This is a genomic window from Rheinheimera sp. 1928-s (assembly GCF_029269265.1).
Lineage (GTDB): Bacteria > Pseudomonadota > Gammaproteobacteria > Enterobacterales > Alteromonadaceae > Pararheinheimera.
Genome location: NZ_JARIXP010000001.1, coordinates 668583 through 683529, shown reverse-complemented (window position 1 = coordinate 683529; position 14947 = coordinate 668583). Strand labels below are relative to the sequence as shown.

The window sequence follows — 14947 nt, the reverse complement described above, 5'->3', positions numbered from 1 at the left end:
TTTCGCCCCTGACTACTCAGTTTTTAGCCTGATAACGCTGCTGGTATTTGTCATGCAGTTGTTTGTGGCGGCTATTTAAATCAACAGCACGGCCATCAATCCACATATAACGTACTTTGTGCCCGAGATAATCAAAAATATCACCATCAGACACCACCAGAGTGGCAGCCTTACCCACTTCGATGCTACCGATTTTATCAGCTACGCCAGCAATAGCTGCGGCATCAAGTGTAACAGAACGTAACGCCTGCTCCGGGCTTAAGCCATAGCTAATGGCTTGTCCTGCAGCAAATACCACATTGCGGGTATCCCAGTACCCATCCAGAGACAACGCAAATTTCACCCCTGCTTTAGCCAACTGAGCCGGAGTCTGGAACGACTGGCTGCTGGCTTCATCGGCACGTTCAGGAATGCCATAAGGCGAAGTATAAATAACCGACACATTGGCCGCAGCCAGTTGCGGTGCGATACGCCATGCATCACGTCCACCTACTATGGTCAGGGCAAAACCATAGTGCTGGGCAAACTTCATCGCTTGTTCAATTTGACGCTCGTCATTGGCATGCACAAATACCGGCAACTCACCTTTAAATACCGGGATCATCGCCTGCCAGCGTGAATCCACTGGCAGTTTCACGCCATCGCCGACAGCTTGCGCATAAGCTTTGGCTGTTTTGAAATAGCCTTCAAGCTCAGTCATCGCTTTTTGGCTGGCTTTACGAATATCTTCAGGCTTTTGTGGACGCCATGGATGAGGCATCACGTCAGCTCGTGGCCATTTGATATGCAAAGCCACTGAATCCACCACTGTGGCATCTTTCCAGTTCCAGGCATCCAGTTGCATAAAAGCGGACTGCCCCATAATCAAAGAGCCATTTGGATACACCAAAGTGTAACTAAAACCATTGGCACGAATAGTAGGCACTACTTCAGAATCCGCGTTATACGCCACCTGAGCTTTAATATCCGGGTTGGTCTGAGTGACTTCAGTGCTGTCGTCCGTGGCTCGCACCGCTTCAATTTCAGTTAAACCCAGCTGATTCGCCAGAGCAATCAAGCCGGGATACAACTGCTTGCCCTGTAAAGACAGCACCTGAGCACCAGCAGGTACTGCTAAATCTGTGCCTATAGCACTGATTTTTCCGTCCACCAGCAATACATCTGTGTCTTTTAATACGCCGTTGGTCACTGTATGCACTGTGGCATCCTGTAACAAAATGGCTGCAGTTTGTTTAGGTGCTGGCACTATGTCGTTCGCCTGTGCAGTCAGGCTCAGCGCTGCAGTCACCAGTAAAAAAAGTTTAGAGAATTTCATTGATGACTCCATTAATGCTGATGACCAAAAGCAACAGATAACACGTCGTGATTATCTTCACAGTGCCAAACCGGGTTATTGGCTTTGTATGACGCACCAGAACCTGCTTTTTCGCTGTCAGAAGCCTGTAACACCTTCTGGATCAGCTGTTGTTTTTCGTTTTTGACCTGCAGTTGTAACTGTTCGTCTGCAGTCAGCTGATAATAAGGTGCTCCTTCAATCCAGGTTTGCTGAGCACGGGCGTACACAGACAATGGATGGGCAGACCATAAGACGAAGTCAGCCTGTTTACCTTCTTCCACTGAACCTACTTTAGAGTCTATTTTCAGCTGTATGGCCGGATTAATAGTCACCATATTCAAGGCTTGTTGCTCATCCATGCCACAATACACCACAGCTTTAGCGGCTTCCTGGTTCAGGCGGCGCTGCAAATCCGGACTGTCTGAGTTGATGCTGACCAACACACCTTGTTGTTGCATTAAACAGACGTTGGTTGGAATAGCATCCTGCACTTCCATTTTATAAGCCCACCAATCGGCAAAGCTCGAAGCACTGGCACCATGCGCTTTCATCTCGTCTGCTACTTTGTAGCCTTCCAGAATGTGCGTAAAAGTAGTGATGTTAAAACCCATTTCGTCGGCTAATTTGATGATCATCAGAATTTCTGATGCCACATAGGAGTGAATATGGATAAAGCGTTCTTTGTCTAAAATCTCGACCAAAGTTTTGATGCGGTAATCCACCCGCGGCGGTGCAGTTTTTGCCCGTTCAGAGCTGGATAAATCTTCATACTCAGCCCACTGCGCTTTGTATTCTTTGGCGGCCTGGAAGGCATCACGAATAATGGTATCGACACCACTGCGGGTTTGTGGGTAACGGCTGACAAAATCTTCGCCCCAGTTGGATTGTTTGACGTTTTCACCTAAAGCAAGCTTGATGCTTTCTGGTGCGCCTTTGAATTTCAGTTGATCTGAGCTATCGCCCCAGCGCAGCTGAATAATTTGTGCCTGGCCGCCAATAGGATTGGCGCTGCCATGCAACAACTGAGCTGTCGTAGTACCACCAGCTAAACCGCGGTAAATATTAATATCATCGGCGTCTAACACATCGGCAATACGCACTTCAGAGGTCACGGCATCAGAGCCTTCGTTGACGCCCTGGTCAATAGCAATATGCGAGTGTTCATCGATAATACCAGCTGTCAGGTGCATGCCAGTCGCGTCAATGGCTTGATAACCTGAAGGCGTAGATAAGTTTTTGCCAATTTTGACAAACTTACCATCCTTCACCAGTACGTCCGTATTTTCTAACTTACCAGCCTTTGCTGAAGTCCAGACTGTGGCATTTTTAATATGCACATTTTGCTGCTTTGCTTGTTGTGTCACACCAAACGCACGATTTGGCATCGTCACTTTTGACAGCAGAACAGGCTTTTCCGCCGCCTTTTTCTGATCCGTTTTAGCAACCAGAGGCTGTTGCAGGCTGCTGATGGCAACAATAGTGCCCTCTGCTGTGACTAACTTACCTTGCAAGGTTTTGCCTTTAAGTTCACCACTAAACTGCGCCACACCAGAACCTTGTCCCAGCGCTTTTAAATCCAATGCAAATTGCAGCTGATTTTTTTGCACAGCCACATGATTCAGTTTGCTGGTTTTATCGCCCAGTTTAACCGAACCTTCCACTGAGCCTTTTTTATCTGTCAGTTCTAGTGGCAAGTTGCTGCCGTTCACACTCAACTGATAAGTACCGGCAAAGGCTGGTAAATCCATGGCGGTAAATTGCTGCTGTTGACCACGAACCCAAGTCGCAACTATTTCACCGTCAGCAAATAAATCACCTTTACTGACCACTAAATCGGCCTGATAACCCACAGCAATTTTACCGATCTGTTTGTCCATACCTAACCATTTTGCCGGCTCTGTGGTCAGCGCTGCTAAAGCTTTTTGCTGGCTTAATCCATAAGATAGGGCTTTACGTAAATTCGGCCAGAACTGCTCTGGTTTTTCCAATTTATGCAGAGTCAGGGCAAAAGGAATTTTAGCCTGTTCCAATACCGCAGCATTGGATGGCGCTCTTTCCCAGTGACGTAACGCAGCCAGCTCGACATCCAGTTGATCATTTAACTGCTGCACAGCAGGAGCGGCAGGAAAGGCCAGCGGTAAAATCAGAGGACGGCCAGTCGCTTTGACCTGTTCAATACGACTGTATTCGTAGCCAGAAGCCACCAATGTCACTTTATCCAGTCCAAATTCCTTTAACAGGTTATCCGCACGCAACAGCGCCTGATCGTCAGCCGCCTCAAATACCACCCCCTGAGTTTTCAGCTGGGCTAAAGCAGCTAAATCAGCATTAAATTCAATAGGCTGGTTATAAAAACGCCAGTTATCTTTGCCATAAGCCTGACTGTACCAGTTGGCATCGGCCAGAGTCTGGCGAATAAGGGCTATGCTGCCCATTAAAGAAGATGGATAACTTTGAACTGAAGTACCTTTACTAAAGGCCATAAACTGATTGGCCTGAGCACGTAATACAGCTTCGTTCGGTAAACCTGCGACTAAGGACGCAACAAAAGCCTGACCACGGAAAATACCATCAAAACGGGCCGATTGAACTGTGGTAAAACCCTGTTGCTGATAGTTTTTTGCTTGTTCAGCATCAGGTTTAAATTCATTAACCCACTGCTGACGGGCATGAATAGCCGCATTACTGGCGTTGCCACCTTTGCGATCATTGCTGTAATTTGGCTTGCGACCAAAGCCAGCTTTAGCGTCTTTTTCTGCTTTGGGCAGACCATACTGACTGTATAAATCGATAAAACCCGGATAAATAAAATAACCACTGGCATCTATGCTCTGATAGCCAGCTGGCACATCAGCTTTATTTTGGATTTTGCTGATTTTTCCATTGCTAATCAGTACAGTGGCATTGTCCAGGCGTTTGCCTGGTTCAGTGATCACAGTGGCATTCGTTAAGGCATAAAGTTGTGGTGATTTATCACGGATCCCTTGAACCGGCGTGGTTTGATCCGCCGAAGCAGCGGGCAATAAAGCGCAAAGCATTGCCGTACTGCACAAGGACAGTCTTAGTTTGATCATGGATGTTTCCTGGTTTTATTGGGGTGTCGCCCTGTAAACTGTATGAAGAAAAGCACTCAGCGGGGCTGGCGTACTCCCAACAGCAGGTTACAGTGAAGCAGCCCCTATTAGTAATGGTTGATAACTCAGGTTATATAAGTCCTGCTCTGCCCTTGGCATGCTGAAGTAATAACCTTGTACCAGATAGCAAGCATTGTTTTTTAAGAATTCGATCTGTTCTATGGTTTCAACGCCTTCAGCCACGACTCGCAGGTTCATTTTTTGCGCCATAGCGATAATGGCCGCAACTATGTCCATGTCGTTGGTGTCTGCCGGAATATCTTTGACAAAAGAACGATCTATTTTCAGCTCGTCTACCGGGAATCGCTTTAAATAACTCAGCGATGAATAGCCTGTACCAAAGTCATCAATAGATAAAGTCACCCCCAGTCCTTTTAACTCATTTAACTGGGCAATAGCCGCATCAGTGTCCCCCATCAGCATCGACTCGGTAATTTCAAAGATCAGTTTGTCTGGCTGAGCACCAGTTCGTTGTAATACCCGCTCCACCACTTCAGCCAGGTTTTGATCGGTAAATTGCCGTGCCGACAGGTTAATAGAAATAGTCACATCATGGCCTCTGGATTGCTGGCGACTGATAAAACGACAGGCCTCCCAGATAATCCATTCGCCTATTTCAACAATCAGCCCCGTGCTTTCCGCCACAGGAATAAACCGCAGTGGCGGGATCATAGAACCGTCCGGCCGGACCCAGCGCAATAAGGCTTCATAACCAATCACCACATTAGTACGAATGTCGATTTTCGGCTGGTAATACAATACAAACTGATGTTCACGAATGGCTTCACGCAAATGGTTTTCTATCTGCAGTTTTTCTTTGGCTGCGTCGTTTAAATCCTGACTGAAAAAATGATAGGTATTGCGACCACGGGCCTTGGCTTCGTACATGGCCAAATCGGCATGTTTGAGCAGCAGTTCCTCATCGGCCGCATCTTCAGGCGCTATAGTGATGCCGATACTGGCGCTGATAGCAACTTCCTGGCCAGTCAGTTTTACCGGAGCTGCAAAACTTTGCTGCAGGTTTTCGGCGATCAAGGCTGCGTGAGCCCTGTCTTTAATACCACTTAAAATCACTGCAAACTCATCGCCGCCCAAACGCGCTATGGTGTCTTCTTCCCGTAAACGGCTAATCAACCTGCGTGCTACTTCTTTCAATAGTTCGTCGCCGGCGTCATGGCCCAGTGTATCGTTGATGCGTTTAAATTCGTCCAGATCAAAATACAACAACGCAAAGTGGTAATAACCACGGGACGACATCGCAATAGCTTTGCGTAACTGGTCACGAAAATAACTGCGGTTGGCAAGGCCAGTTAACATATCGTAGTAAGCCAGTTGCTCCATTTTTCGCTGACTTTCTTTGATAAAAGAGATGTCCTGCATAGCGCAGACATAGTTACTGACCTCTCCCTTTTCATCGCGGATAGGGGCTATCGCCAATGACACCCAAATTTTACGTAGCACATGTTGCAACAGCATATCGCCACGCCAGTGATGGCGCTCTTTCAGAGTTTGGCTGATTTCTTCTCCAACAAAAAACATCTCAGCGGCAAATAAAGACGACAATGGCTTTTGCATCATCTGCTCGGCTGTGCAGCCCATCAGCTCCAGCATAAAAGGGTTCACGTATTCGATATGCAACTCTTTATCGGTCAGCAAAATACCCGAACTGGAAAAGGCTACGGCTTTGGTCAGTTTACGGGTAGCTCGTTCGGCTTCTTCTTTTTCGCCTATGCGAGTATTTAACCCGGAGATCAGTTGATGGATTTCTTCAGCCATGCCATTAAAAGCACGATTGAGCATGCCAATTTCATCGTCATTCTGATCCAGAGTAAGTTGCTGTAAATCGCCCCTACTGATCCGTTGCACGGCAGAAGACAAACGGGTTAAGCGCTTTAAAATAAACTGGTAAATAAAAAACTGCAGAGACAATGCCACCACGACTGCAACAGTCAGAAAAATCAGCATCACATTGTCACGAAAATCCTGCAGGCCGCTAACGACCACCTGTTTATCCTGATACAAGGTCAGATACCAATCCAAACGTTGCACTTTGGCGGCTGACACCAGATAGTTGGCTAAATCGGCCTGCAGCAACTCCGACGCTGTTGGGTTGGTTGTGACTTGTTGAATAAAAGCAGCCAGCTCAGGTCGTCTTGGTGCCACTGAACTATAGCGGGCATCAAAGTTTTGTTGTCCGCTTTTTTGCAGCGGCACAGGTTTTTTGCCATCGAGTAATAAATTGCCTTGAGGATCAAACAACATACTGCGCAAGCCGCTGGACGATTGTTCAATGCTGGCTAAATCAAGAAACAATTCATCCAGAATATAATCGCTAGCCGTCACCCCTAAAAACTCATCTGCGGCATACACTGGGATCACCAGACTGGTCATCCATTTTTGCCAGATCGGATCGTAATAAATCGGAGTCCAGCGTGGTAAACGGCTGGGGTTTTGTTCCGGCGTGGCAATATCAAAGAAGATATCTTTGGTGAAATCATGAGTGACAGGCACTTCCAGCGCCCAGTCTGCCGGCGCTATTCGTATCAGGCCTTGCTTGGAAATAAAATAAAAGTTAAAAAACTCCTCCAGCATCAGAGGAGCCAACTGCTGCCATAACTCTTCAGTTTGCATTAACCAGGCACTTTGCTGAGGATCTAATTTTGACTGAGGAATAAAAGCAGCAGACAAGTCATCCTGAATACGTACACTGCCATCTGGCAGAACCGCTGGCAACTCCAGAGATGAGGCTGTAGTTTTGCTTAAGTAGCGCACTACTATATTGTTGGCACTGATGGCCTTTTTCTCACGAGTTAAAAAATCGGCATCCAGTTCGCGGGCATATTTTTCAGATTGCCGCTTTAATTCGTGTTTCTCTTGTTGAACCAGCACATTTTGTTGCAGCATTAATACAGCATAGGCGATGGCTGCGCTTGCAACTACAGTCAGCATAAACACCAGTAGCGCAAACTTGATGCTAAGGGAATTCATACCTGTAGGTTTGTGAAAATTAACGTCCTTCACATGATTTCCTGAGTTGACAGCGACGGGGTTCAGTTGTAATGCTATTGTGACACACAAAAGCATCAAACCATTATTGCATCAAAATCAAACAAATGAGAATTAAGCCAATGAAAAATCTGTTTATCTTACTGTCTTTAGGATTGTCTTCTGCATGTGCTATCGCAGGCAGCGCCTTTACCGACGCCGAAGACGCGGTCACTTACCGTCAACACAGTTTCCAATTAATCCGACATAATTTCGTCGATTTAGGCGACATGATGCGCGGGAAAGTGCCTTTTGATGCTAAACGCGCAGAAAAACGCGCTGATGCACTGGCAAGCCTGACCACCTTACCATGGGAAGCCTTTGAAGTAGCTGGAGCTGATAAAGTAAAAAGTGAAGCCAAAGCAGATATCTGGAAAAACCTGCAGGATTTTCAACAAAAAGCCCAGCAATTCCAAACTGATGCTTTAGCGCTACAAACTGCTGCTAAATCAGGCGACCAGGCTACTATTAAACCAGCCTTTGGCAATTTCGCCAAAAACTGCAAGGCTTGTCACGACCAATACAAAGCCGACTGATCTCCTTAGTGACGGGCGGGGACAAGCCCCGCCCCTACGGCACATTACCACTGTTGATACAAAGACAGCCCTTGCCACAGCGCAAAAACCCCGGCAAAAACCAGCACCAACAGCAAATACCAACGCGATGATTTGATTACAGGTTGTTGTGCGTCCGTGTTCAGTTTGCCATGCAACATAGCACCTAAGACCCCATCTTTTCTCACCCCGTGAACAAGCGCTGCAACCACATGCACTGCAATCAGTATCAGCAACAGATCAAAATTGTTATGGTGAAACCAGGAGGCAAAAGAAGACCAGTCAGACGACACTGAAGCGTAAAGCGGTCCTTCTGTCATCACATCATCAGTGGTCATTAACCCTGAGATAAACTGCAACAAAATCAGCGTCATCAAAGCCAGACTCATATAACCTGACAAGCCTCTGTGACCAATGCCATGTTTGGCTTTATTCCACATCCGTACTAACTGAAACGGGCTTTGCAGAAAATGACTGAAACGGGCAGTCTCGCTGCCAACAAAACCCCAAATCAAGCGACCAAGTAAAATAGCAGCAAGTGAATACGCCAAAACCTGATGCACCACCAGATAACCCTGATCAGCGGTAAACCATAAGCCAGCCAATAACAGCAGCTGACTCCAGTGGTAAAATCGTATGGCTTTATCCCATAACTGAATCACTTTCATCTTTTCTCAGTCCTCTATTATGATAAGTTATTGATTTTACCCCATTGGAAGCAAAAACCTATGCTTTGGTTCAAACGGATTTCTATTGTCTTATTGATGCTGATCCTGCTGGTCGCTGGTTTTTTATATTTTGCTCTGCGTAGCACCTTACCAGCCTATGAAGGCGAATTGCCTGCGGAAGTCAGACAACAGGTTGAAATCAGCCGGGATGCGCAAGGCTATGCCAGCATCAAAGGGCAAAATCGCAATGACGTGGCTTATGCCTTAGGTTTTGTCCATGCTCAGGAGCGATTTTTCCAGATGGATTTATTGCGCCGTAATGCAGCCGGAGAGTTGTCCGAACTTTTTGGTGAAATGGCGCTGGATTTGGATAAAAAACGTCGTATTCACAGATTCAGAGCCAAAGCGCAGCGGGGTTTTGCCCATTTACCTGCAGAGCAAAAGCTACTGCTTCAGCGCTATACAGCCGGAGTCAATGCAGGTTTGGCCGAGTTAGGCTGGCCGCCCTTTGAATACGGTTTATTAGCACAAACACCACGAAACTGGGTGGAAGCGGATTCCTTTTTGGCACTCTATAGCATGTATCTGGATTTACAGGGCTCTGAGGGCAAAGACGAGCTGGCAATGGGCCTGATGCAACAAAAACTGCCACAAGACTGGTACGATTTTTTATTCCAGCACAGCCCGGACTGGCAAGCTGCCATGGACAACAGCAAAGTCAGTCTTATCCCTATGCCAAAATCACCCTATCCGGCGCTGCTGGCAGGACAAAAAACCGCCTGCACTGACTGTTCTTTGCATGACAGTGCCGACATTGGCAGTAATAACTTTGCAGTGTCCGGCCAAAGAACCAAAGATGGCCGTGCTATTTTGGCTGACGATATGCACCTGGGGATCCGTGTACCAGGCACCTGGTTTAAAGCTCAGTTGAAATGGACAGAAAACGAGCAGGCGTTTGAAGTTGCAGGAGTCAGCTTACCTGGCACTCCGGCTATAGTTGCAGGCAGCAATGGCCATATAGCCTGGGGTTTTACCAACAGCACAGCAGATTGGTCTGATGTCATAGCCTTGAAGCTGGATGAAAAAGGTGAAAAGTATCAAACCACTGATGGCTGGCAGGAATTCAGTTACCAGAATGAAGTGTTTAAAGTCAAAGGCCAGCCGGATGAACTGGTGCTGCAAAAAGAAACCATTTGGGGCCCGGTGTTGCCACCGCCTTTTCAGAACTATGCCTATCGTTGGGTGGCTCATGATGTGGAAGGTGCCAACTTTAATTTATTAGCACTGGAAAAAAGTCAGGGCGTACGTGAAACGTTAAAACTGGCAGCCAGTGCCGGTGTGCCGACTCAAAATTTACTGGTAGCAGATAAAGACGGCGCCATAGGCTGGACTCTGATCGGTGCTTTACCAGAACGTAAAGTGCAGCACATGGATACGCCTCAGGACTGGAGCAATGGCCAGAATCAATGGACAGGTTATTTGTCACAAAGCCGTTCCCCACAAATTTACCAGCCGCAATCCGGTCAGCTCTGGACAGCCAACAGCAGAGTGATAGGCGGCAAAGACTTAGCATTGATTGGTAATGGCGGTTACGACTTAGGTGCCCGTGGCCAGCAAATCCGTGATGCCTTAACAGCAACAGCCCTGCATACCGAACAAAGTTTGCATGACATTCAGCTGGATCACCGCGCCTTAATGCTGGCCCGCTGGCAACAGTTGTTATTAGACACAGTGCTGACCAAAGACTTTGTCGCAGAACATAACTTAGAGTCTTATCTGGATTACGTGATGAAAGATGCCAGCCATGCCAGTATTGGCTCAGTGGGCTACGCATTGCTGCGCTCTTTTCGGGCCAAAACACTGGAGTTGAGCTTTGCGCCTTTAACGGCTCTGCTGGAGGAAAATAACTTATCAGGGCGGGACCTGAAATACTCTCTGGAGACTGCAGGCTGGGCAATGCTGCAGCAACAGCGAACTGACACCCTACCTGCCACATTCAGCTCCTGGCGCAGCTTATTGCAACAAGCCGTTCTGCAAAGTAAACAAAAGCTGGAAACAGATTATGGCTCTTTAGCCAGCGCAAGCTGGGGCAACATCAATCAAAGCTCTATAGTGCATCCACTCTCAGCTGCAGTACCTTTCTTCGGCGACTGGCTGAATATGCCTGCAATGCCGATGAATGGTGACAGTCATATGCCAAGAGTACAAAACAGAGTGCATGGCCAGTCAGAACGTATGGTGGTGTCACCAGGCAAAGAAGCTGAAGGTATTTTAGTGATACCGGCAGGTCAGTCAGGCCATCCGTTATCCCCCTTTTATGATGCGGACCACGACTTCTGGTTAAAGGAGCAGGCTTTAGGCTTTTTACCTGGTGAGCAAAAATACTTACTGAAGTTGCAACCTAAAGCTTGACTTTAGACGTCCAGACTTACTATTGTGGTGGCCATGAAACCAATTCAGATCGCTCGCTTTTTTCGCCTCTTTACCACCCCAACGGGGAGGCGGTAAGTCGCGCGCGCGTGATAAACCAAAAAACCTCCCAGCATCGGGAGGTTTTTTTTTAGCTTAAAGGACGCTTTTATGAGCATAGATTTAGACCACATTCGCCAGCAGATCAGCAGTACGGACAAAGATCTGCTGCAATTACTGGCAAGCCGACGTCAGCTCGCCTTAAGCGTAGCCGACGCCAAACTGGCGCAAAACAAACCTATTCGTGATCAAAAGCGGGAAGAAGAGTTGTTGGTGTCACTGATTGAACGCGGCAAAACACTGGGACTGGACGCTCAGTACGTCACTAAAATTTACCATGTGATTATTGAAGACTCTGTATTGCAGCAGCAAGCCAAAGTACAAGGCCAGCTGAATGGTGACAATGGTCCGGTTTGCCGGGTCGCCTTTTTGGGGCGTCAGGGTTCATACAGTTACTGGGCAACACAAAAGTACTTCACCCGTCGTGCTGAAAAGCTGATTGAAATTGGCTGCGACAGTTTTAATGAAATAGTACAAGCAGTAGAAACAGGTCATGCCGACTATGCAGTATTGCCTATTGAAAATACATCGTCCGGCAGTATCAACGAAGTGTACGACTTACTGCAGCATACCCGTTTGTCGATCGTAGGCGAGCTGACCCACCCTATTGAACATTGTTTGTTAGGTGTGGAAGGTACAGAGCTGAGTAAAATCCGCCAGATTTGTGCTCACCCTCAGGTGATAGCTCAGTGCAGTAACTATTTACAGGGTTTATCCAACGTCAAAATTGAATACTGTGATGCTTCATCTGATGCTTTTGAACGGGTACGCAAAGCTCAGGATAAATCTGTGGTCGCCATTGGCGGTGAAGAAGGTGGCAGACTCTATGGCCTGGAAGTATTAGGCCGGGGTTTAGCCAATCAAAAAGACAACGCCAGCCGCTTTATTGTCGTGGCGCGTAAGGCTATTAATGTGGCGAAAGCCATACCGGCCAAAACCACTTTCATTATGTACACAGGCCAGCAACCTGGTGCTTTGGTTGATGCCTTAACTGTGTTGAAACAACATGGTATCAGCATGGGTAAACTCGAATCCCGCCCTATTCCCGGTAATCCATGGGAAGAGATGTTTTATGTGGATGTGTTCGCCAATCTGGATGACTACGCTATGACCCGTGCTTTGGATGAACTGAACCGCATCACCCGTTTTGTCAAAGTGTTGGGCTGTTATCCAAGTGAGGATGTCAGTCCAACAGTGGTGAACCAACAGACTTCATAATTTAATTTGCTGACCTTTTTCAGCAATTTGGCAATGCAGGCCGTATTCCAGCATACGGCTTTGCAGCGCTACCTGAGCTTTAGGCTCACCATGTACCAGATAGAACCGTGGCTGACCGCCTATCATTCTAGCCCAGCCTAATAACTCATCCTGCCCTGCATGAGCGGAAAAACCACCTATGGTGTGTATAGCGGCTTTAACCGCTACATTTTGACCAAACAATTTCACTCGTTTTTCGCCGTCCACCAGTCGTCGCCCTAAAGTGCCTTTAGCCTGAAAACCAACAAAAATCAGATGGTTGCTACTTTTCCATAAGTTGTGTTTTAAGTGATGCACTATACGACCACCATTACACATGCCAGAACCTGCAATCACAATAGCACCGCCACTGATGCGGTTCATGGCCATAGACTCTTCCATACTGGATGCAAGCCGTAAGATAGGCAAAAAGGACTGCAAATCACGGGCACCGTAGCCATGCAGTACTTTGGTGTCTTTGCGATCAAACTCGGCCATCAGCTCACTATAAATTTTAGTGATCTCTATCGCCATAGGGCTATCCAGCACCACCATTTTTTGTTTCAGCCTGCCCTGATGGTACAAGAGTCCGAGGTAATACAATATTTCCTGACTACGGCCTAAGGCAAAAGCCGGAATAAATACATTGCCGCCCGCTTTGTGGGCTTCATCCAGCGCAGTGGCAAACTCTTCTAAGGTATTTTGTAATGGCTGGTGGTTACGATCGCCATAGGTACTTTCCATCAGTACCAGATCGGCTGTTTTGACCGGGCTTGGATCTGGCATCAGCACTGTAGCCGGGTTGCCTAAATCACCGGAAAACACTAACTGACGCATCGCCTTGCCTTGTTTGACGGCAAGCTGCACTATAGCAGACCCCAGAATATGACCGGCGTCGAGAAACTCCAGCTCCAGCCCTTCGCAGACCGTTACTTTTTGCTTGTACCCGACCGGATGACAGTACTCCAGCACCTGCTCTACATCCTGTACCGCCATCACAGGGTCCAGCAGCTTTTTACCTTGTCGGGCCAACTGCTTGTTTTGCCATTCCAGATCTTTTAAATACAGGTGCACTGAATCTTTTAATAACACGCCAAGCAATAAGGCCGTACCCTGAGTACAATAAATTTTGCCCTGAAAACCTTTAGCCACCAGCAATGGCAATAAACCACTATGGTCTATATGAGCGTGCGATAAAATCACGTAATCGATATCTTTGGGGCGAAAGGCAAAACGGAATTTATTCCATTCGGTGATTTGGTTTTCGCCCTGGGTCATGCCACAGTCGAGCAGAATTTGTTTGTCTTGCAGCTTCAGCAGATAACAAGAGCCTGTGACCTGCTCGGCAGCCCCTAAAAAGGTTAAACTGGCATCTAATGGCATTGGGTACACTCCGACTTTCTTCTTGGCTGTGGTGGTGTTATGTCCATGTTATAACTGAACTGAAGTGTTAAAAGATTAGTCTATATCAAACAACATGTTAGTTTATTCAGCTTTCCTTTGTATGGAGCTCTTTTATGTCCGGTGACAACCCCTTATATCAACGCCATCTGAGTTCAGCCCGCGAAGCGACGGAGCAACAAAGTCAGGATTTACTCGAACACCCTTCCTATCGACTGGCTTTTGCCGATGACGACTTTTTAATGCAGGACGAATTGCGGCATGTACGTTTGCAACTGGAGTATCTGAAACCTCAGCTGATCCTTGAACAAAATCAGATCAAAGCTACTGTGGTAGTCTTTGGCAGCGCCCGCTTTGTATCGCGTCAACAGGCAGAGCAAATGGTAGCCGAAGCCACTACTCAATTGACACAATACCCTGAAGCTTTGGAACTGCAGCAAAAGCTGAAAGTGGCACAACGTCAGCTCAAAAACAGTGCCTATTATGAAGCGGCGGCGAAGTTTTCGCGTATTGTGACAGAGCATAGTCAAAGTTGCCCCGATACCTCGTTGATGATTATCAGCGGTGGTGGACCAGGTGTCATGGAGGCTGCGAATAAAGGCGCCTATCAGGCGGGTGGGCAAAGTATTGGCCTGAATATAGTACTGCCGCACGAGCAAAAGCCTAACCCTTACATCACTCCAGAGTTTTGTTTCCGCTTTCATTATTTTGCCATTCGTAAAATGCATTTCCTACAACGAGCCCGAGCTTTAGTCGCCTTTCCTGGTGGTTTTGGCACTTTGGATGAGCTGTTTGAAACCCTGACTTTATTGCAAACCGGCAAAGCCAATACAGTACCAGTGATCCTGTATGACAAAAATTTCTGGAGCCGTTTGATTAACTTCGATTTACTGGTCGAGGAAGGATTGATTAAAGCGGAAGATATGCAGCTGATCCAATTTGTCGATACACCGGAACAAGCCTGGCAAGCGATTTGCCATTGTTATCAGTTGTAACTAAGGGTCAGAGCTATCAGCTCTGACCCGCAAATCAGGTCGCGGAATT

Annotated in this window: 9 protein-coding genes; 4 read left to right on the top strand and 5 right to left on the bottom strand. The window is 47.2% G+C overall.

The annotated features are described in order from the left end of the window. Positions 1–16: 16 nt before the first annotated feature. From P3C17_RS03070 to P3C17_RS03060, 3 genes are all read right to left on the bottom strand, one after another. A complete protein-coding gene (locus P3C17_RS03070) occupies positions 17–1315 on the bottom strand; it encodes an amidohydrolase family protein (RefSeq protein ID WP_300928043.1) in 1299 nt (432 codons plus the stop codon). Positions 1316–1326: 11 nt separating this feature from the next. Then, on the bottom strand, positions 1327–4410 hold the full coding sequence (locus P3C17_RS03065) for an amidohydrolase family protein (protein ID WP_300928042.1): 3084 nt from the start codon (positions 4408–4410) through the stop codon (positions 1327–1329). Between the two features lie 87 nt (positions 4411–4497). After that, positions 4498–7491: an EAL domain-containing protein gene (locus tag P3C17_RS03060; protein ID WP_300928041.1), complete on the bottom strand. Its 2994-nt coding sequence runs from the start codon at positions 7489–7491 to the stop codon at positions 4498–4500. 107 nt (positions 7492–7598) lie between these two features. Between P3C17_RS03060 and P3C17_RS03055 the strand changes: the two genes are divergently transcribed. Further along, positions 7599–8051 carry a cytochrome c gene (locus P3C17_RS03055; protein WP_300928040.1) on the top strand — a complete coding sequence of 151 codons (453 nt, stop codon included), beginning with the start codon at positions 7599–7601 and terminating at the stop codon, positions 8049–8051. Positions 8052–8095: 44 nt separating this feature from the next. Here P3C17_RS03055 and P3C17_RS03050 read toward each other — a convergent pair whose 3' ends face one another. After that, positions 8096–8737 (bottom strand): cytochrome b/b6 domain-containing protein, encoded by a 642-nt coding sequence (locus tag P3C17_RS03050; protein ID WP_300928039.1) that lies wholly within the window; start codon positions 8735–8737, stop codon positions 8096–8098. 60 nt (positions 8738–8797) lie between these two features. Between P3C17_RS03050 and P3C17_RS03045 the strand changes: the two genes are divergently transcribed. Together P3C17_RS03045 and P3C17_RS03040 are read left to right on the top strand one after the other, a co-directional pair. Continuing rightward, entirely contained in the window at positions 8798–11149 is a 2352-nt protein-coding gene (locus P3C17_RS03045) for a penicillin acylase family protein (RefSeq protein WP_300928038.1), read from the top strand. A 168-nt stretch (positions 11150–11317) separates the two neighbouring features. Continuing rightward, the gene (locus P3C17_RS03040; RefSeq protein ID WP_300928037.1) at positions 11318–12484 is read left to right on the top strand and encodes a chorismate mutase; all 1167 of its coding nucleotides are present in this window, start codon (positions 11318–11320) and stop codon (positions 12482–12484) included. Here P3C17_RS03040 and P3C17_RS03035 read toward each other — a convergent pair. Continuing rightward, on the bottom strand, positions 12479–13885 hold the full coding sequence (locus tag P3C17_RS03035; protein ID WP_300928036.1) for an MBL fold metallo-hydrolase: 1407 nt from the start codon (positions 13883–13885) through the stop codon (positions 12479–12481). The two genes, P3C17_RS03040 and P3C17_RS03035, sit on opposite strands and share 6 nt — an antisense overlap. Before the next feature lie 134 nt (positions 13886–14019). Here P3C17_RS03035 and P3C17_RS03030 point away from each other — a divergent pair, with 134 nt between their 5' ends. Next, the gene (locus P3C17_RS03030) at positions 14020–14898 is read left to right on the top strand and encodes a TIGR00730 family Rossman fold protein (RefSeq protein WP_300928035.1); all 879 of its coding nucleotides are present in this window, start codon (positions 14020–14022) and stop codon (positions 14896–14898) included. Positions 14899–14947: the final 49 nt, after the last annotated feature.